Annotated in this window: 18 protein-coding genes; 8 read left to right on the plus strand and 10 right to left on the minus strand. The window is 60.0% G+C overall.

Going from position 1 to position 18,696, the window contains the following annotated elements:
- Nucleotides 1-132 precede the first annotated feature (132 nt).
- From HU749_RS25735 to HU749_RS25750, 4 genes are all read left to right on the plus strand, one after another.
- Nucleotides 133-663: a hypothetical protein gene (locus HU749_RS25735; protein WP_186652359.1), complete on the plus strand. Its 531-nt coding sequence runs from the start codon at nucleotides 133-135 to the stop codon at nucleotides 661-663.
- Nucleotides 664-964: 301 nt separating this feature from the next.
- A complete protein-coding gene (locus HU749_RS25740) occupies nucleotides 965-2,278 on the plus strand; it encodes a C4-dicarboxylate transporter DctA (protein WP_046065064.1) in 1,314 nt (437 codons plus the stop codon).
- A gap of 59 nt (nucleotides 2,279-2,337) precedes the next feature.
- The gene (locus HU749_RS25745) at nucleotides 2,338-3,042 is read left to right on the plus strand and encodes a FadR/GntR family transcriptional regulator (protein ID WP_014340296.1); all 705 of its coding nucleotides are present in this window, start codon (nucleotides 2,338-2,340) and stop codon (nucleotides 3,040-3,042) included.
- 22 nt (nucleotides 3,043-3,064) lie between these two features.
- A complete protein-coding gene (locus tag HU749_RS25750) occupies nucleotides 3,065-3,763 on the plus strand; it encodes a GntR family transcriptional regulator (RefSeq protein ID WP_437127825.1) in 699 nt (232 codons plus the stop codon).
- Between the two features lie 138 nt (nucleotides 3,764-3,901).
- Here the strand turns inward: HU749_RS25750 and yjiA are convergent, their stop codons facing one another.
- The 3 genes from yjiA to HU749_RS25765 all read right to left on the minus strand — a co-directional run bounded on the left by yjiA (nucleotide 3,902) and on the right by HU749_RS25765 (nucleotide 7,370).
- On the minus strand, nucleotides 3,902-4,870 hold the full coding sequence (gene yjiA, locus HU749_RS25755; protein WP_046065068.1) for a GTPase: 969 nt from the start codon (nucleotides 4,868-4,870) through the stop codon (nucleotides 3,902-3,904).
- A 220-nt stretch (nucleotides 4,871-5,090) separates the two neighbouring features.
- The gene (locus HU749_RS25760) at nucleotides 5,091-5,288 is read right to left on the minus strand and encodes a YbdD/YjiX family protein (RefSeq protein ID WP_003182142.1); all 198 of its coding nucleotides are present in this window, start codon (nucleotides 5,286-5,288) and stop codon (nucleotides 5,091-5,093) included.
- A 15-nt stretch (nucleotides 5,289-5,303) separates the two neighbouring features.
- Entirely contained in the window at nucleotides 5,304-7,370 is a 2,067-nt protein-coding gene (locus HU749_RS25765) for a carbon starvation CstA family protein (protein WP_217870557.1), read from the minus strand.
- A 158-nt stretch (nucleotides 7,371-7,528) separates the two neighbouring features.
- On the opposite strand from HU749_RS25765, the gene HU749_RS25770 reads away from it, so the two are divergent.
- Entirely contained in the window at nucleotides 7,529-7,885 is a 357-nt protein-coding gene (locus HU749_RS25770) for a PilZ domain-containing protein (protein WP_079302693.1), read from the plus strand.
- A gap of 141 nt (nucleotides 7,886-8,026) precedes the next feature.
- Here the strand turns inward: HU749_RS25770 and radA are convergent, their stop codons facing one another.
- The 3 genes from radA to katB all read right to left on the minus strand — a co-directional run bounded on the left by radA (nucleotide 8,027) and on the right by katB (nucleotide 11,833).
- Nucleotides 8,027-9,394: a DNA repair protein RadA gene (gene radA, locus HU749_RS25775; RefSeq protein ID WP_186651554.1), complete on the minus strand. Its 1,368-nt coding sequence runs from the start codon at nucleotides 9,392-9,394 to the stop codon at nucleotides 8,027-8,029.
- 197 nt (nucleotides 9,395-9,591) lie between these two features.
- On the minus strand, nucleotides 9,592-10,140 hold the full coding sequence (locus HU749_RS25780; protein ID WP_079303434.1) for an ankyrin repeat domain-containing protein: 549 nt from the start codon (nucleotides 10,138-10,140) through the stop codon (nucleotides 9,592-9,594).
- 151 nt (nucleotides 10,141-10,291) lie between these two features.
- The gene (gene katB, locus HU749_RS25785; protein ID WP_186651556.1) at nucleotides 10,292-11,833 is read right to left on the minus strand and encodes a catalase KatB; all 1,542 of its coding nucleotides are present in this window, start codon (nucleotides 11,831-11,833) and stop codon (nucleotides 10,292-10,294) included.
- A 282-nt stretch (nucleotides 11,834-12,115) separates the two neighbouring features.
- Here katB and mscL point away from each other — a divergent pair, with 282 nt between their 5' ends.
- Entirely contained in the window at nucleotides 12,116-12,529 is a 414-nt protein-coding gene (mscL, locus tag HU749_RS25790; protein WP_014340304.1) for a large-conductance mechanosensitive channel protein MscL, read from the plus strand.
- Between the two features lie 55 nt (nucleotides 12,530-12,584).
- Here the strand turns inward: mscL and HU749_RS25795 are convergent, their stop codons facing one another.
- Nucleotides 12,585-13,361, minus strand: a complete 777-nt coding sequence (locus HU749_RS25795) for a ferredoxin--NADP reductase (RefSeq protein ID WP_186651558.1) — start codon at nucleotides 13,359-13,361, stop codon at nucleotides 12,585-12,587.
- Between the two features lie 293 nt (nucleotides 13,362-13,654).
- On the opposite strand from HU749_RS25795, the gene HU749_RS25800 reads away from it, so the two are divergent.
- Together HU749_RS25800 and HU749_RS25805 are read left to right on the plus strand one after the other, a co-directional pair.
- Entirely contained in the window at nucleotides 13,655-14,368 is a 714-nt protein-coding gene (locus HU749_RS25800; RefSeq protein ID WP_046065179.1) for an autoinducer binding domain-containing protein, read from the plus strand.
- A gap of 182 nt (nucleotides 14,369-14,550) precedes the next feature.
- Complete coding sequence (locus HU749_RS25805) at nucleotides 14,551-15,690, plus strand: methyltransferase (RefSeq protein WP_079302696.1); 1,140 nt, start codon at nucleotides 14,551-14,553, stop codon at nucleotides 15,688-15,690.
- A gap of 38 nt (nucleotides 15,691-15,728) precedes the next feature.
- Here the strand turns inward: HU749_RS25805 and HU749_RS25810 are convergent, their stop codons facing one another.
- The 3 genes from HU749_RS25810 to HU749_RS25820 are packed head-to-tail and all read right to left on the minus strand — an operon-like array spanning nucleotide 15,729 to nucleotide 18,352.
- Complete coding sequence (locus tag HU749_RS25810; RefSeq protein ID WP_186651560.1) at nucleotides 15,729-15,893, minus strand: DUF2474 domain-containing protein; 165 nt, start codon at nucleotides 15,891-15,893, stop codon at nucleotides 15,729-15,731.
- An 11-nt stretch (nucleotides 15,894-15,904) separates the two neighbouring features.
- Nucleotides 15,905-16,912: a cytochrome d ubiquinol oxidase subunit II gene (cydB, locus tag HU749_RS25815; protein ID WP_018606753.1), complete on the minus strand. Its 1,008-nt coding sequence runs from the start codon at nucleotides 16,910-16,912 to the stop codon at nucleotides 15,905-15,907.
- A gap of 3 nt (nucleotides 16,913-16,915) precedes the next feature.
- Nucleotides 16,916-18,352: a cytochrome ubiquinol oxidase subunit I gene (locus tag HU749_RS25820; RefSeq protein ID WP_046065181.1), complete on the minus strand. Its 1,437-nt coding sequence runs from the start codon at nucleotides 18,350-18,352 to the stop codon at nucleotides 16,916-16,918.
- Between the last annotated feature and the right edge of the window lie 344 nt (nucleotides 18,353-18,696).

Below are 18,696 nucleotides of genomic sequence, written 5' to 3' on the forward strand. Positions count from 1 at the left end.
AACAGGGCAAAACAACTAACACCATTCGACACTTAATTTTCTGCAATACAGAAAACTCCACACGTAATTAATAAAGCCATACGATCCTCCTGCCCCCTGAACTTAACTACTCAAAACAGGACGCTTATTCACATGGACAGTGAACAATCCTTTAATGCAATACTCAGCATGTTAAATACTCGCGTAAATCTACTGGGAAGGCTGCATGGCAAACCCGCGATGGCGACCATCAGTGCATTCAGCGGTGGATTCTTTACCGGCAAACCCCAAACCCAGGATCACTCACACCTGCTTGGCATGCGCGCCGAAGACCAGGGCGCGCGCAGCGAGCCATTGCGGCTGCATTTCCGGCATACGGCGGGTGGCTATCTCCTGACCATAAAAAACACCGGCGAGCACTACAACAAACTGCTCAGTAAAAGCTGGTTTGAAGTGTTTGGGGCAAGTGATCCAAACACTCGCAACCCGACTCTTTTCAGACTACTCGATCATCAGCACAACATCATCACACGCAAGAACATCAAGACCCGCCATGTCCCTATCTCGCTCATGACAGGCAATAAGAAATATGTCGGGGGATTACGGGTACGCGGCTCGTCTTATCTTTATCTTGCCGAGACAGAAGAACAGTCAAAAGCGACATTTATTCTGAGCATCCTTTGAGACGAATACCCGTAGAACATATGTAAGACAGGGACAACCCTCGCCACAGTCTTGGGTTCTCACTTAACTGACTCGCTTAGGCAACTGGCAATATTTTTTCTGGCCAAGAAAACGCTCAAGCACAGGGCTTTCGCCCCAACTGGTAAGACCGGTCAAGCCAAATCGTCACAATCCGGCTTGCATACCCGCGAAAACAGCGCCTAGACTGCGCCTGCACTGGACAAACCGGTAAGACCACAATAATGAAGTCCCGACGCCAGCCTCCCTGGCGAACAAGGACACCGAACCAGGAATCCCTCCCATGCTCAAATGGTGCTCGCGGTCGATCTTCCTTCAAGTTGTCCTCGGACTGGTGCTCGGCATCGTCTGCGGGCTTACCCTTCCCGAATATTCTGCACAGCTCAAACCCCTCGGCGACGGCTTTATCAAGCTGATCAAGATGCTCATCGGCCTGATCGTGTTCTGCGTGGTGGTCAGTGGTATCTCCGGTGCCGGCGATCTCAAGAAGGTCGGGCGCATCGGCCTCAAGTCGGTCATCTACTTCGAAATACTCACCACCATCGCCCTGGTCATCGGTCTGGTCCTTGCTTTCAGCACAGGCATTGGCAGCGGCGCGAACATCCACCTGGAGCAGCTCTCCAGCGCGGACGTGAACGATATCGCCCAGCGCGGCCAGCACATGGTCACCACCACCCAGTTCCTGATGAACCTGATCCCAACATCGGTGATCGGCGCGTTCGCGGAAAACAACATCCTCCAGGTGCTGCTGTTTGCCGTGCTGTTCGGCAGTGCGTTGAATCTCGTCGGTGACGCCGCTTCCGGCATTTCGCGCCTGATCAACGAACTCAGCCACGTGATCTTCCGCATCATGGGCATGATCGTGCGCCTGGCCCCGATCGGCGTCTTCGGAGCCATTGCCTTCACCACCAGCAAATATGGCCTGGAGTCGCTCCAGCACCTGGGCAGCCTCGTCGGCCTGTTCTACCTGACCTGCATCGCGTTTGTCGCGGTGATCCTGGGCGTGGTGATGCGCGTGTCGGGCCTGCCGATGCTGCCATTCCTCAAATACCTGCGCGAAGAGTTGTTGATCGTACTCGGCACCGCGTCGTCCGACGCCGTGCTGCCACAGATCATGCGCAAGCTCGAACACCTGGGAATCGGCAGCTCCACCGTGGGCCTGGTCATTCCCACCGGCTACTCGTTCAACCTGGATGGTTTTTCGATCTACCTGACCCTGGCCATTGTCTTCATTGCCAACGCGACCGGCACACCGCTGGCCATGAGCGACCTGTTGACCATTCTGCTGGTCTCGCTGATCACCTCCAAGGGCGCCCATGGGATTCCCGGCTCGGCGCTGGTGATCCTGGCAGCGACGCTGACCGCGATCCCGGCAATACCGGTGGTCGGCCTGGTGCTGGTGCTGGCCGTGGACTGGTTCATGGGCATCGGTCGCGCCCTGACCAACCTGATTGGCAACTGCGTGGCCACCGTGGCGATTGCCCGCTGGGAAAAAGACATCGACATCCCTCGGGCGCGCAAGGTGCTGTCCGGCCAACAAGGCTATACCTTCCAACCCAGGAAACCGGTGGGCAGTGCCCATCACCAGCAATTCTGAAAGACGGCGATGCCGGCCCGCGAACCGGCATCGCCTGATCGATTTTCAAGGAGTCACATGTGATCAGTTCATCGACCGTCGTCAATTCCGTGGTGGAGAAACTCCGCGCCGCCCTCGCCCGGGGCCAATGGCGCTCGGGTGACATGCTGCCCGGCCAGCGCGAGCTGGCCGAGCAACTGGGCATCAGCCGACCCAGCCTGCGTGAAGCGGTGATTGTCCTGGAGACCCTGGGACTGGTGCGCTCGATGCCCGGCAAAGGCGTCGTGGTGCTGGAGGCCCATCTCAACGATGCTGCCGGTGAAGGCAGCGCCATGGCCGGCGCGAGCCTGGAAGACCTGCTGCAACTGCGCTACACCCTGGAGCCGTTCATCGTTGGCCTTGTGGCCCAGTCCATCAGCAGCAAGGAGGTCGGCCAGTTGCGCCTGACCCTCATGGACATGCGCGAAGCCCTGGAAGCCAACGACAGCGATGCCTGCGCCAACGCCTATATCGCCTTCCATGAAGAATTGTTTGCCCTGACGTCCAACCCGATCTTCCAGAACGTGGTCCAGCAGACCAGTAACGCCCTCAAGCAAAGCGCCGATGTGTTGCGCAACTCCCCCGAGCACCTGGCCGAACGCCTGGAAGAGAACGAAGCCGTGGTCCGTGCCATCCGGGGCAAGAACAGCGCCCAGGCCAGCGCCGAGATGCGCCGGCACATTCTCCGGGAAGGCCAGCGCATGGGCATCGAATTGAATATTCCGGACGACAACCTCGGCACCTGAGCCCTTGCCTGCGGAGACCGCCATGAACAACCTCATGCCCCATCAACCCCAGCACAACCACAACGTGCTGGCCACACTGCCCCTACCCGGCCGGGTCGGCAAGCCGTCGGTGGACGATATCTATCCGCGGATCTTCGACGCCATACTCGAACAACGCATTGCCCCGGCCAGCCGCTTCACCGAGGAAAGCCTGGGGGATGTGTTCGGCGTCAGCCGCAGCATCATTCGCCGCGTCCTGGCGCGCCTGTCCCATCAGCAAGTGGTGATCCTGCGGCCCAACCACCGGCCACAAGTCGCCGCGCCAGACCTGGAGCAGACCCGGCAGATCCTCCACGCTCGCCGGCTGGCCGAGCAGACCCTGGTGCGCCTGGCCTGCAAGGCGCCGCAGCCCAAGGACTTGCAACAGCTGCGCGATCTGGTGGAGCACGAACGCCAGTGCCTGGATCGTGGTGAGCGTGGCCCGGCGATACGCCTGTCCGGCGAGTTTCACCTGCAACTGGCGGCCATGGCCGGCAACGCGCCGTTGATGCAATTTCTCGGCAGCCTGGTGCCGTTGACCTCGTTGGCCCTGGCGCGACACGAGATCAAGTCCCGCCGGCACTGCGCCTGGCAGGAACACCTGGCAATCGTCGACGCCGTGGAAGGCCGCAACGTCAACGAAGCGGTGCGGCTGATGGACGAGCACCTGGACCATCTGGAGCAAAAACTGTTGGTCGCATAGCGGTTGTGGCGAGGGGATTTATCCCCGCTGGGCTGCGCAGCGGCCCTAAAGCAGTTAACTCAATCTTCCTGGCACACCGAGTTGCCTGGTTTGGGGCCGCTGCGCAGCCCAACGGGGATAAATCCCCTCGCCACACTGTCAAAGTAGCGCGGCTTCGAAGCCGGCGCGGATCTTCTCTTCGGGCAGCTCATCGGCGATGAACACGATAACGCTTTCCCGGGCTTCGCCGGGGGCCCATTCGGTGTCCCAATCGAAACCGTACAACTTGAGCACGCCCTGGAACACCAGCCGACGGGGTTCGCCGGCGATGTTCAGCACGCCCTTGTAGCGCAGCAATTGCTTGCCGTGCTCTTCCAGCAACTGATTCATGAACTCGCTGAGCTTGTCGATATCCAGCGCCTTGTCGGTACGCAGAACCAAACTGCTGATGCGATCACCCGGGGTGGCCTTGCCGACCGGTCGCAGGCTGAACCCTGCGCCCAAGTCCGCATTGAGATTGAAGCCACGAATATCGAGCAGCTCGGCCAGATCGATCTTGCCATGTTCGACCACCCTGATCGGCGCCCGCCGGTTGATGCGCGTCAGGCGCTCGCCAAGGGCCTGGACCTGGGCCGCGTCCACCAGGTCGGTCTTGCTCAAGAGCAGGCGATCGGCAAACCCGACCTGGGCCTGGGCGATGGCCTGGGTCAGGTGGATCTCGGCGTGAGCGGCATCCACCAGCGTAAGAATGCCGTCGAGGATATAGCGCTCGCGCAGGTCCTCGTCGATGAAGAACGTCTGCGCCACCGGGGCCGGGTCGGCCAGGCCGGTGCATTCGATCACCAGGCGGTCGAAGGCGATCTCGCCGCTGTCCAGCCGCTCGAGCAACAGGTACAGGGCCTTGGTCAGGTCGGTGTGAATGGTGCAGCACACGCAACCGTTGGCCAGGGTCATGACCTGCACCGGCTCGTCGCCCAGCAGTTGGGTGTCGATGCCGGCATCGCTGAATTCGTTCTCGATCACGGCGATTTTCAGGCCGTGCTCGGCCTTGAGCAGATGGCGCAACAGCGTGGTCTTGCCGGCGCCGAGGAAGCCGCTGAGGATGGTGACCGGGATGGGAGAGGACAACATGATTCTCCTGTTTCGAAATTAAAGAAAAGCACAAACCAATGTGGGAGCGAGCCTGCTCGCGATAGCGCTGAGTCAGTCAACATCAATACTGCTGATCCGACGCTATCGCGAGCAGGCTCGCTCCCACAAGGGATTTGTGGCGTATGCAAATCTTGAGAACACCCCAAAACAACTGTGGGAGCGGGCTTGCCCGCTCCCACAAGGGGTTTAGCTCAACTCAACAGCACTTGGGCCCACCCTTGCCGCCGTAACGGGCCTCCTGGCGTTCACGAAAGAACGCTTCGTAGTCCATCATCGGCTTGTCCGGGTGCTTGGTTTGCATGTGCTCGACGTAGTTGTCGTAGTCGGGCATGCCGACCATCAGGCGGGCGGCCTGACCGAGGTATTTACCCAGGCGACTCAAGTCATTGAACATCGTTGCAATCCTCTATCAAGCGTCTGGCAGGGCCTGGAATGGCGCTTCTTTGTCCGTGCGTTCCTTGGTGCCCCAGGCGGCGATGCCGACCTTGAGCGCGTAGAACAGGATGCTGAAGACCACGAACAGGAACAACACCGTCAGCGTCGCGTTGGTGTAGGCGTTGAACACCACGTGCTGCATCTGCTCGATGCTCTTGGCCGGGGCCAGGATCTGGCCGGCGGCCAGGGCATCGTTGTATTTGCGTGCCAGGGCCAAAAAGCCGATCGCCGGGTTGGCGTCGAACAGCTTGATCAGGCCCGCGGTGGTGGTGCAGATCAGCAGCCAGCTCGCCGGCAGCAGCGTGACCCAGACGTAGCGCTGGCGCTTCATCTTGATCAGGACCACGGTGGCGAGCATCAGGGCGATACCGGCCAGCATCTGGTTGGAGATGCCGAACAGCGGCCACAAGGTGTTGATGCCACCCAGCGGATCGATCACGCCCTGGTACAGCAAGTAACCCCACAACGCGACGCAGCCGGCGGTGGCGATCAGGTTGGCTGGCCAGGATTCGGTGCGCTTGAGCGAAGGCACGAACGAGCCGAGCAAGTCCTGCAGCATGAACCGCCCGGCACGGGTGCCGGCGTCCACTGCTGTGAGGATGAACAGCGCTTCGAACAGGATCGCGAAGTGGTACCAGAACGCCATGGTGTTCTCACCCGGCAGCACCGAGTGCAGGATCTGCGCGATGCCGACCGCCAGGGTCGGAGCACCGCCGGCACGGGCCAGGATGGTGGTTTCGCCGATGTCCTTGGCCACCGCTTGCAGCGCCTCGGGGGTGATTGCAAAGCCCCAGCTGCTGACGGTCTGCGCCACGGACACCACGTCACTGCCGACGATCGCCGCCGGGCTGTTCATGGCGAAGTACACGCCTGGCTCGATCACCGAGGCGGCGACCATGGCCATGATCGCCACGAAGGACTCCATCAGCATGCCGCCGTAACCGATGTAGCGGGCGTTGGTTTCGTTATCCAGCAGCTTGGGCGTGGTGCCCGAGGAGATCAGTGCGTGGAAACCCGAGACCGCGCCACAGGCGATGGTGATGAACAGGAACGGGAACAGACCGCCCTTCCACACCGGTCCCGTGCCGTCGGTGAACTGGGTCAGCGCCGGCATTTTCAGCTCGGGCATGGTGACCAGGATGCCGATCGCCAGGGCGACGATGGTGCCGATCTTGAGGAATGTGGACAGGTAGTCCCGCGGCGCCAGGATCAGCCACACCGGCAGTACCGCCGCGACAAAGCCGTAGCCGATCAGCATCCAGGTGATCTGGATCCCGGTGAAGGTGAAGGCCTTGGCCCAGACCGGATCGGCAGCAATTTGCCCGCCCAGCCAGATCGAACCCAGCAGCAACAGTACGCCGATGATCGAGATTTCACCGATGCGGCCCGGGCGGATGTAGCGCATGTAGATGCCCATGAACATCGCGATCGGGATGGTCGCCATCACCGTGAAGATCCCCCACGGGCTCTCGGCCAGGGCCTTGACCACGATCAGCGCCAGCACCGCGAGGATGATGATCATGATCAGGAAGCAGCCGAACAGCGCGATGGTGCCAGGGATGCGGCCCATTTCCTCGCGCACCATGTCACCCAGGGAACGCCCGTTGCGGCGGGTGGACAGGAACAGGACCATGAAGTCCTGCACCGCACCGGCCAGCACCACGCCGGCGATCAGCCAGAGCGTGCCGGGCAGGTAGCCCATCTGCGCCGCCAGCACCGGCCCGACCAGCGGCCCCGCGCCGGCAATGGCCGCGAAGTGGTGGCCGAACAGAATGTGTTTGTTGGTCGGGACATAGTCCAGGCCATCGTTGTTGAGCACGGCGGGGGTGGCCCGGCGCGCATCGAGTTGCATCACGTTGTTGGCGATGAAGAGGCTGTAGTAGCGGTAGGCGACCAGGTAGATGGCCACGGCTGCGACGACGATCCATAAGGCGTTGATCGCCTCGCCTCGACGCAATGCCACGACGCCCAGGGCGCACGCTCCTACGACGGCCAGCAGTAGCCAGGGTAGATGGCGCAGCAGGCTATTATTATTTTTCATTTTTATATTCCAGCCAGGGTGGACAAGAAAGATAGCCACAGGAGTTTAGCGCTAACCCGGGCAAAGGCCATACCTGACATTCGTCTGTCTGCGGCCGAACGGTGACGATGCCCCGTCAGTTGGGTCTATAGTCAGTGAATCTTCAGAGGGAATGCGTAATGAGCGAACGTCGCCGCTTCGTACGAGTTGACTTCCATGCCAGGACCGAGCTGAGCCAGGGTCCGTTCATCTGGCCGGTAGAGTTGCTGGATCTGTCCCTCAAGGGGTTGTTGATCAAGAAACCCGAACCCTGGCTTGGCGATATCGACCGCCCCTTCATGGCCGATATTCATTTGAGCCCTGATGCTGAGATCAAAATGGAAGTTCGGTTGGCCCATGATGACCATGGTCACCTGGGCTTCGCCTGCGAGCATATCGACCTGGACTCCATCGCACACCTACGCCGGCTGGTAGAGCTGAATGTGGGCGACCATGACGAGTTGGAGCGGGAGTTGGCGGCGTTGATCCAGATTTGAACTGCCCGGTCCCTTGCGGCGAGGGGATTCTGTGGGAGCAAGGCTTGCCCGCGATGGCGGCGATGCGGTCCTTCAAAATCGAGTCGCCTGCATCGCGAGCAAGCTTTGCTCCCACATGCCTTCCTTGTGCAACTGCCAGTGCTATTCGAACAACGCATCCAACGCCTGTTCCAGGCGCGTCACCGCTATGATCTGCAACCCCGCCGGCGCTTCCTTCGGCGCGTTACCCTTGGGCACGATGGCGCGTTTGAAACCGTGCTTGGCCGCTTCCTTGAGCCGCTCCTGCCCACTGGGCACCGGCCGCACTTCGCCCGACAACCCCACTTCGCCGAACACCAACAGGTCGTGGGGCAGCGGCCGGTTGCGCAGGCTGGACATGACCGCCGCCATCAACGCCAGGTCGGACGCGGTTTCCAGCACCTTGACCCCGCCCACGACGTTGAGGAACACGTCCTGGTCGTGAGTCGGAATCCCACCGTGTCGATGCAGCACCGCCAGCAACATGGCGAGCCGATTCTGATCCAGGCCCAGGGTGACCCGGCGCGGATTCGCCAGATGGCTGTCGTCCACCAGCGCTTGCACCTCGACCAACATCGGCCGGGTCCCTTCCCACGTCGCCATGACCACACTGCCGGGGACTTCTTCCTGGGCACGCGTCAGAAAGATCGCCGAAGGGTTTGAGACTTCTTTCAAGCCTCTGTCGGTCATGCCGAACACACCCAGTTCGTTCACGGCACCAAAGCGGTTCTTCACCGCCCGCAGCAAACGCAGGCGACCATCGGATTCGCCTTCGAAATACAACACGGTATCGACCATGTGCTCCAACACGCGCGGCCCCGCCAGTGCGCCTTCCTTGGTGACGTGGCCCACCAGGAAAATCGCCGTGCCGCTCTGCTTGGCGTAGCGCACCAGCAGCGCCGCGCTTTCGCGCACCTGGGACACGCCGCCCGGGGCCGATTGCAGCTGTTCAGTGAAAATGGTCTGGATCGAGTCGATCACCATCACCTTGGGTTTTTCCAGGCGCGCCGTGGCGATGATGGTTTCGATGCAGGTTTCAGTCATGACCCGCAACTGGTCCTGGGGCAAGCCCAGGCGCCGGGCGCGCATGGCGACCTGCTGTTGGGATTCTTCACCTGTGACATACAGCGCCGGCATGCGGGTGGCGAGGCTGCACAAGGTTTGCAGCAGGATGGTGGATTTGCCGATGCCCGGATCGCCGCCGATCAGCACCACCGAACCGTCCACCAGGCCACCGCCCAGCACGCGGTCCAGTTCACCGGATGCGGTGGAAAAACGCGGGACTTCTTCGACGCTGACTTCGGCCAGGGTCTTGATCTGCGTCTGCTGACCGGCCCAACCCGTACGACCGGTGGGCGCCGCTGCACCGCCGCTTTCCACCATGGTTTCGGTCAGGGTGTTCCAGGCCCCGCATTCGCTGCACTGGCCGGCCCATTTGGGAAAGGTCGAGCCGCACTCGGTGCAGCCGTACATGCGCTTTGCCTTGGCCATCTGAACTCCGGGGTAAAAACCGCGATGATAGCCCAGTCGGTGGCCTGTACGGCCAGTTCGTTAGCTCAAATTCGGATGCCAGAAGTTCATAGCCAAGGCGCTGTGACGAGTCATAGCCCGCTATGGCGAGGAACAGCAACGCAGGATATGGGCTTCTGGCGCCGAAGTTGGGCTGACAGAACTGGCCACACAGGCCACTAGCGCGGGGCCGGCATTCTGATTTCACCCTTCGCCAGATCCACCGCAGTATTGCCCAACGGGTCCTGGGCCTGCAGATCGGCGCCCTTGGCCTTCAAGGCATCGAGCAACTCGCCACGCTTGAACAGGCCGGCATACATCGCCGCGGTCTGCCCGGCACCGTTGCGTTGGTCCGGGCTGCAATCGGTGGATAACAAACGCCGCGCAATCTGCACTTCGCCCTTGAAAATGGCGCCCATCAACGCCGTGTTGCCACGTTTATCCTGGGCACAGGCATCGGCACCTGCAGCCAGCAGCCGTTCCACCGCTGGGCCGTGGCCGTGATAGGCCGCCAGAATCAGCGCGGTGTAGCCCTTCTCATCCCGGGTATCCAGGGAATAACCGGCCTCGATAAAGGTCTCGAGCATCGGCACGTCGCCGCGGCGAGCGGCGTCGAAATAATAGTTTTGCAACTGTTCCTGGACCGCAGCCGGTTCGATGGGTATCGGCTGATCGGCCAGTACACTCAGTGACCAGGTCGCAAGCATCGATAAAAGTAATCTGCGCATCATGACGTCTCCTCTGGCAGATGGCTGTGGGGGCATGTTGTGGGAGCAAGGCTTGCCCGCGATGCAGGCAACTCGGTCTGGTTTCAGACCCCAGCGCCTGTATCGCGAGCAAGCTTTGCTCCCACAGGTCATGCACCTGCCTGGCTGTGGATCAGTCAGTCAGTTTTTCCGCCAGGGCCTTGACCCGGGCCAGATCGCCTTTGGCGACACGAGCCACGCCAGTGCCGTACTCAGGGTCAGCCTTGTAGAGGAACGACAGGATGATGTGCTTGCTCTCGTCATCGGTGGTCGCCAGGGAGCCGCCGAAGCTGTCGATCAGGTCATCACGCTCTTTCTTGCTGAACGAACGATACAAATCACCGGCCTGCTTGAAGTTCTGCTCGCGCTGGATCTTCGCCTGCTGGGTACTGCCGGTCAGCGCAGTCTGGCTGTAGCGTGCCGCTTGCGGTTCTTCACGCGGCGTCAGGCGGCTCGGCTGATAATTCACCCCGGTGCTGGTGCTGCCTGGGTTCATCGCACCGTCCTGGTTACCGTTGTTCACCGCCACCTTGGGGGCGTTGATCGGCAATTGCAGGGCATTGGCGCCTATCCGGTACATCTGCGTGTCGGCGTAGGAAAATACTCGCCCCTGGAGCAAACGATCCTCGGAAGGTTCGATACCCGGTACAAGATTGGCCGGCGCCATGGCCACCTGCTCGGTTTCCTGGAAGACATTCGCCGGATTGCGATTCAAGACCATTTGCCCGACTTTGCGCTCAGGCACGCCCGGCCAGATCTTGGTCGCGTCCAGTGGGTCGAAGTCAAACTTGGCAAGGTCCTGTGGGTTCAGTACCTGGACGTACAAGTCCCACTTCGGGAAGTCGCCCTTATTAATATGAGTCACCAGATCATTTGTCATATGGCTGTAATCTTGACCCTGAACTTTCACAACTTCTTTCGGATCGAGATTTTTCAAGCCCTGCAAACTTTTCCAATGAAACTTCACGTAGTGAAATTCACCCTTGGCATTAACCAGTTTGTAGGCATGTACACCATTGCCGTCCATTTCGCGGTAACTGGCCGGTGTCCCGGAGTTGGAATACAACTCGGTCAGGGTGCGGGTCGATTCTGGTACATGGGAGAAGAAATCGAAGCGGCGTGAATCATCGTCCAGGTTGGTCCGCGGGTCGGGTTTGAAGGCGTGGACCATGTCCGGAAACTTGATGGCATCGCGGATGAAGAAGGTCGGGAAGTTGTTACCTACCAAGTCCCAATTGCCGTCGGCGGTGTAGAACTTCGTGGCGAAACCACGGGGATCGCGCAGGGTTTCCGGCGAATGATTGCCGTGCACCACGGCAGAAAAACGCACGAACACCGGCGTGACCTGGCCTGCGGCAAAGACCTTGGCCTTGGTCAGGTCGCTGAGGTCGTCGGAAACGGTGAATGTGCCATGGGCGCCGGTACCACGGGCATGCACCACGCGCTCGGGGATACGTTCACGGTCAAAACGCTGGAGCTTCTGGATCAACTGCACGTCTTGCAGCAGGGTCGGGCCGTTGGGGCCAGCCGTTTGCGAGTTCTGGTTGTCGCCGACAGCCGCACCGTTGTCCCGGGTCAGGGTGGCCGCGTTGACAGACAAGGACAAAAGGCTCGCGGTCAGCACAAAAAAAACGCGGCGATGGGAATAAGCCCCGTGGCCAAGGGAAGTGTTCATAGGCGTGTTCCTCTGATGTTATAGAGCGCATCCATGTGCGCCATCCAGAGGCTAGTGCTCGGAAAAGGAAAACCTAAATAGAAATGCCGTACCGTGTCGATAGAAAAAACGTTGTGGGGCGCCAGGCTGAAACCGCGTATCACGCGCGATTGATGGCACTTTGAAAACTTTTCACCCGGGACCGGGTCGATAACTGAAGCTTTGTAAGTCGGTGTTTCGAGCAAGACTCGTTACGCTGACTTACACTGCCACTCATCTTTAATCTGTCACAAGGAATAACTCATGGGCGTGCTAAGCGAGTTCAAGGCCTTCGCGGTCAAAGGCAATGTCGTCGACATGGCCGTCGGGATCATCATCGGTGCCGCTTTCGGCAAAATCGTTTCGTCATTCGTTGGCGACGTGGTCATGCCTCCGATCGGCCTGCTGATTGGTGGAGTGGACTTCAGTGACCTGGCCATCACCCTCAAGGCCGCCCAGGGTGAGGCGCCTGCCGTTATGCTGGCCTACGGTAAATTCATCCAGAGCACCATCGACTTCATCATTGTGGCGTTCGCCATTTTCATGGGCGTCAAAGCCATCAACCGCCTCAAGCGCGAAGAAGCCGTAGCCCCCAGCGCGCCTCCGGTTCCGACCAAGGAAGAACTGCTGCTGGGTGAGATTCGCGACCTGCTCAAGGCTCAGAACGAGCGGCCCTGAGGCGGGCAGTCACTGACAGCCCCGGTGGCGAGGGGATTTATCCCCTCGCCACAACCTACCAGTAGTTTTCCACCGCCACCTGGCCCGGCCGACGAGTCAGGCTCAGTTGCAGCCCCCTGGCCTTGAGCAACTTGCGCGTGTCATCGATCATTTGCGGGTTGCCGCATAGCATCACTCGCGAATGCTCCGGCGTAAGCGCTATACCGGCGGCCCGCTCCAGTTCGCCATTTTCCATCAACGTGGTGATCCGCCCATAGAGCGCCCCCGGATGCTGTTCACGGGTGACGGTCGCAATGAAACGAAATTTATGAGCGTACTCGGCCAGGTAGTCGCGCTGGGGCAGTTCCTTGATCAGGTCCTGATACGCCAGCTCCCGCGCCTCGCGCACGCTGTAGACCAGGGTGATCCGCTCGAATTTTTCCCAGACCTCAAAATCCTGGAGGATCGAAAGAAACGGCGCCACACCCGTCCCCGTCGACAGCAGCCACAAATCCCGTCCATCGACAAAGCGATCCAGCGTCAGATAGCCGACCGCCTGGCGTTCCACCAACAGTTCGTCACCCGGCTGCAGGCGGCTGAGCTCACTGGTGAACTCGCCATCGGGAACCACGATGGAAAAGAATTCGAGGAACTCGTCGAACGGCGAAGACACCATGGAATACGCCCGCCAGACGGTGGTCCCGTCCGCCTTGAAGACCCCCAGCCGGGCAAACTGCCCCGCCCGGAAGCGAAAGCCGCGATCCCGGGTCGTGCGCAAAGTAAACAAATGAGGCGTCAACGGCTGGACATCGAGCAGGGTCTGGCGGGTGAACTTCTCTGCGCTGTCGGTCATGAGCCACTCCAATAGGACAAGACTTGCAGTGTCCCGCAAAGCGGGCGTCTTCACCACCGATGATGAACGATGGCACTTTAGCCACAAGCTGCGTCTGACCAACAAAATCTTTTACTTAACTTATACAAACCTAAAATCGATGTAAAAATAACCAACTAAAAAGTTTATCTTCTTAAACATTTCCAAATGTAAGTAAACTAAAAAAAACTCACTACAAATTAAGAATAGTCCTACACTCAAATTCCGCATCATGGATTGGATCCGCATGGACGAATCAAACCCAGGAGAGAGCGATGGACAAGTGGAAGGACTTGTTATTGAGGAAGTTATCCTGCGAAAAGGACCTGCAGACGGCCTATCGTCTGGTCCTGAATTTCTTTAACAATCAGGGATTTGAATATTGCGCATTTGCAGCCTATCTCGGAAGCCCCGACAAGCACACCAGTAAGGTGAACCTGAATAACTACCCTTATGGATGGGACAGACTTTATGAACAAAATGGTTATGCGTCGAACGATCCGTTAGTAGCACATTGCAATCAATCACCACTCCCCATCTTGTGGGATGAGACTGTTTTTGCTCAAGCCCCCAAGTTATGGCGAGAACTTAATCGGCAGGGACTCAAGTACGGCTGGACCCAGGCCGTTCATGATGAGCGTGGGGCACAGTGCAGCCTGTTCAGCCTGGCACGGAGCCATTGCCCCATCGATATCGAGGAGCACTATGCAAATCTCGGCTACGCCATCTTCGCCAGTCAAAGGCTGCACGCACTCGCCAGCAAAAAACTGTCTGACGCCCTCGCAGTCCAGCCCAAATGCCACCTCTCACCCAGAGAGATCGAAGTGTTGAGGTGGTCTGCCGAAGGCAAGACGGCGTCGGAAGTGGGCAGGATTCTCTGTCTTTCCGAACGGACCGTGAATTTCCACGTGTGCAGTTGCATGCGAAAACTGAACGTCAGCAATAAGATTTCAGCGGTGGCAAAAGCCGCCCAGATCCATGTGATCTGAACAGTGGAGTAGCAGCGCCGGGCTGAAAAACCCGCGAGTAATGTGCAACAAAAAAACGTACCATTTACGGTCCCACTTGGATGATGCCGCTTCTTGCACGCGACGCAGTTCATTCAGGCGGTCCCGCACAGACACCTACCTCCAGGCAGCGGGACATTCGTTGATCTCCAGAGTCCCCAGCCATGCCCCTGCTCGACAGCCCCTTCGCCCAACTCGACCTGATCCGCCAACCCGAACAGCAGAACGAACCATTGCAAGCCTTCGATGCGGCCGACGAGTACCTGCTCGCGTACCTGGCCGAACAACAGCCGAGCGCGCAGACTCGGGTCCTGGTGCTCAATGACGGCTTCGGCGCGCTGGCGGCCAGCCTGGCCGGCAAAGTCGAGGTGACCAGCAGCGGTGATTCCTTCCTGGCACTGCAGGCGCTGGAGAAAAACCTGGTGCGCAACGGCCGGCCCTTCGATGCGGTGCCGACGCTGCCTGCCAGCGAGCCGTTGACCGGCCCGTTTGATCGCGTCCTGATCAAAGTACCGAAAACCCTGGCCTTGCTGGAGGAACAGCTGATTCGCCTGCAAGGCCAACTGGCGCCAGGTGCCCAGGTGATTGCCGGGGCCATGATCAAGCACCTGCCCCGGGCCGCCGGTGATTTGTTGGAACGGTATGTCGGCCCGGTGCAGGCCTCCCTGGCGGTAAAAAAAGCGCGGCTGTTGATTGCCACTCCACAACCCGGCTCTCCACAAGACAGTGCGCCGATTGTATCGCCCTACCCCACGCGTTACTGGCTGGACGAGCCAAAGATCGAGCTGCTCAACCATGCCAATGTGTTCTGCCGCGAGGGTCTGGACATCGGCACCCGCGCGTTCCTGCCTCATCTGCCGAAAAACCTCGGGACGGCCCGGGTCGCGGACCTGGGGTGCGGCAACGGCGTGCTGGCCATCGCCAGCGCCCTGCAAAACCCCGAGGCCCACTACACCCTGGTGGACGAGTCGTATATGGCCGTGCAATCGGCAGCCGAGAATTGGCGTGCGGCCCTGGGCGAACGCGAAGTGACCCTGCGGGCCGGTGATGGCCTGGCCGGACAAGAGGCGCAGTCACTGGACGTGGTGCTGTGCAATCCGCCCTTCCACCAGCAGCAAGTGGTGGGCGATTTCCTCGCCTGGCGGATGTTTCAGCAGGCTCGCGAAGCGTTGGTGGTGGGCGGCGCGCTGTACATCGTCGGCAACCGGCACCTGGGTTACCACAGCAAACTGGCGCGGTTGTTCCGCGGTGTCGAGCAAGTGGCCGCCACGCCGAAATTCGTGATCCTCAAAGCCCGCAAATAAATCGTCTGTGGGAGCAAAAGCTTGCTCCCACAGAGACATCAGTGAGTGGTCAGGCCTGCGGCATTCATGAACATCCGCATCAGGCTGGCGACGATGAACAGCGCCAGCACACTGCCGGCCCAGATCAGCGCCAGCCAGCCGAGCCGCTGCCAGAGTGGCTTGCGTTCGGCGGCCTTGATGTCTTTCAAGTCAGGTTTGGCCATGCTCGACACCCTCAATGGTAACCATCGTCGTGGGTCACCTTGCCGCGGAACACGTAGTAGCTCCAGAAGGTGTAGACCAGGATCAACGGAATGATGAACAGCGTGCCGACCAGCATGAAGCCCTGGCTCTGGGGCGGTGACGAGGCGTCCCAGATCGAGATGGACGGCGGCACGATGTTCGGCCACAGGCTGATGCCCAAGCCGCTGTAGCCGAGGAAGATCAGCACCAGGGTCAGGATGAAGGGCGTGTAGTTGGCATTGCGCGCCACCGCGCGGAACAATCCATACATGGTCACCAGCACCAGGATCGGCACCGGCAGGAACCAGAACAGGTTCGGCAGGGTGAACCAGCGGGCGGCGATGTCCGCGTGGGCCAGCGGCGTCCAGATGCTGACAATACCGATCACCGCCAGCACCACGAACGCCAGCGGCCGGGCCAGGTCATGCATCTGCTCTTGCAACTTGCCCTCGGTCTTCATGATCAGCCAGGTGCAGCCGAGCAACGCGTAGGCCGCGATCAACGCCAGGCCACAGAACATCGTGAATGGCGTGAACCAGTCCAGGGAGCCGCCGGCGAACTGGCGATTGACCACCTCGAAGCCATCGATGAATGCCCCCAGCGCCACGCCCTGGAAGAAGGTGGCCGTCAGCGAACCGCCAATGAATGCCTTGTCCCAGAGGTGGCGCTTCTCAGCCTTGGCCTTGAAACGGAACTCGAAGGCCACGCCGCGGAAGATCAAGCCGATGAGCATCAGGATCAACGGCAGGTACAGCGCCGAAAGCACCACTGAATAAGCCAGCGGAAATGCCCCGAACAACCCGGCACCGCCCAGCACCAGCCAGGTTTCGTTACCGTCCCAGACCGGCGCCACGGTGTTCATCATCACGTCGCGGTCGCGCTCGCCCTTGACGAAGGGGAAGAGAATGCCGATCCCCAGATCGAAGCCGTCCATGATCACGTACATCATGATGCCGAAGATGATGACCACGGCCCAGATCAGCGGAAGATCAATACCCATGATTCAATTCCCCTTGTTCGAGCGGTCGTTGTGGTCGATGTCGTCGCCGTCATCGGCGGCCGACAATGGCCGGGCCGGCGTACGTTTCTGGCCCGGGCCACCGTCGCTCGGCTCGGCTTCGTGGGCCTCCGGCCCCTTGCGCACCAGACGCATCATGTAGCTCAGGCCAGCACCGAACAGTGCGAAATACACCACGACGAACAGCACCAGGGTAATGCTCATCTGGGCGAAGCTATGGCCGGAGGACGCATCGGCCGTGCGCATCAAGCCATAGACCACCCAGGGCTGGCGGCCGATCTCCGTGGTAAACCAGCCAGCCAGGATCGCGATCAGCCCGGACGGCCCCATCCACAGCACCATGTAGAGGAACGGCCGGGACTGATAGATCCGATCGTTGCGGCGCAGCCACAGGCTGCAAAGCCCGGTGAAAATCATCAGCAAGCCGAGGCCGACCATGATCCGGAACGACCAGAACACGATGGTCGAGTTCGGTCGGTCCTCAGGCGGGAACTCCTTGAGGGCCGGCACCTGCTTGTCCAGGCTGTGGGTCAGGATCAGGCTGCCCAGATAAGGAATTTCCACGGCGTATTTGGTTTTTTCCGCCTTCATGTCGGGCCAGCCGAACAGGATCAACGGGGTCGGTTCATTGCCGACGTTTTCCCAGTGGCCCTCGATGGCGGCGATTTTCGCCGGTTGATGCTTGAGGGTGTTCAGGCCATGGAAGTCGCCGATGACCGCCTGTATCGGCGCCACCAGCAAGGCCATCCACATCGCCATCGACAGCATCCGGCGGATGGCTGGGTTGTCACGGCCGCGCAGCAAATGCCAGGCCGCCGACGAACCGACGAAAAACGCCGTGGCGACAAACGCTGCGGTGGACATGTGCAGCAATCGATAAGGGAACGAGGGGTTGAACACCACCGCCAGCCAGTCCACCGGGATCACCCGGCCGTCGATGATTTCGTAACCCTGGGGGGTCTGCATCCAGCTGTTGGAGGACAGGATCCAGAAGGTCGAGATCAGGGTGCCGATCGCCACCATCACCGTGGAAAAGAAATGCAGGCCGCGGCCGACGCGATTCCAGCCGAATAGCATCACGCCCAGGAAACCCGCCTCGAGGAAAAACGCCGTGAGCACCTCGTAGGTCAGCAACGGCCCGGTCACCGCACCGGCGAAGTCCGAAAAGCGACTCCAGTTGGTCCCGAACTGATAGGCCATGACCAACCCGGACACCACCCCCATGCCGAAGTTGACGGCAAATATCTTCGACCAGAAGTGGTACAGGTCGCGGTAGGTGTCATCGCGGGTCTTGAGCCACAAGCCTTCGAGTACCGCCAGGTAACTCGCCAGGCCAATGGTGATGGCCGGGAACAGGATGTGGAACGAGATGGTGAACGCGAACTGGATTCGGGCGAGATCGAGCGCCTCCAAACCGAACATAAGTCTTCCTCTGTCAGGTAAAACCGGCTGCGGGCGGGGCTTGCACCAGCCTCCAGGGATATGGAGTGCGATGCTTTTCAAATCGTTCTTTTTATAACCGTCACAACGCAGGACTCTGGCCGGATGGCCGCCAGTCCAACGCCCCGAAAGGTATTGACCTGGATCAAGCAATGCTCAAAGAGTAGCCGCATTCTCGTCGATGAACGGCGTGGTCGTTTGTCGCGTGACAGGTTGTCTCAGTGCTGACTGAGGCGAGGGGATATGTGGGAGCAAGGCTTGCCCGCGATGAAGGCGATGCGGTCTTTCAGAAATCGAGTCGCGTCCATCGCGGGCAAGCCTTGCTC

The sequence above is a fragment of the Pseudomonas ogarae genome (assembly GCF_014268695.2).
Taxonomy (GTDB): Bacteria; Pseudomonadota; Gammaproteobacteria; order Pseudomonadales; family Pseudomonadaceae; genus Aquipseudomonas; species Aquipseudomonas kilonensis.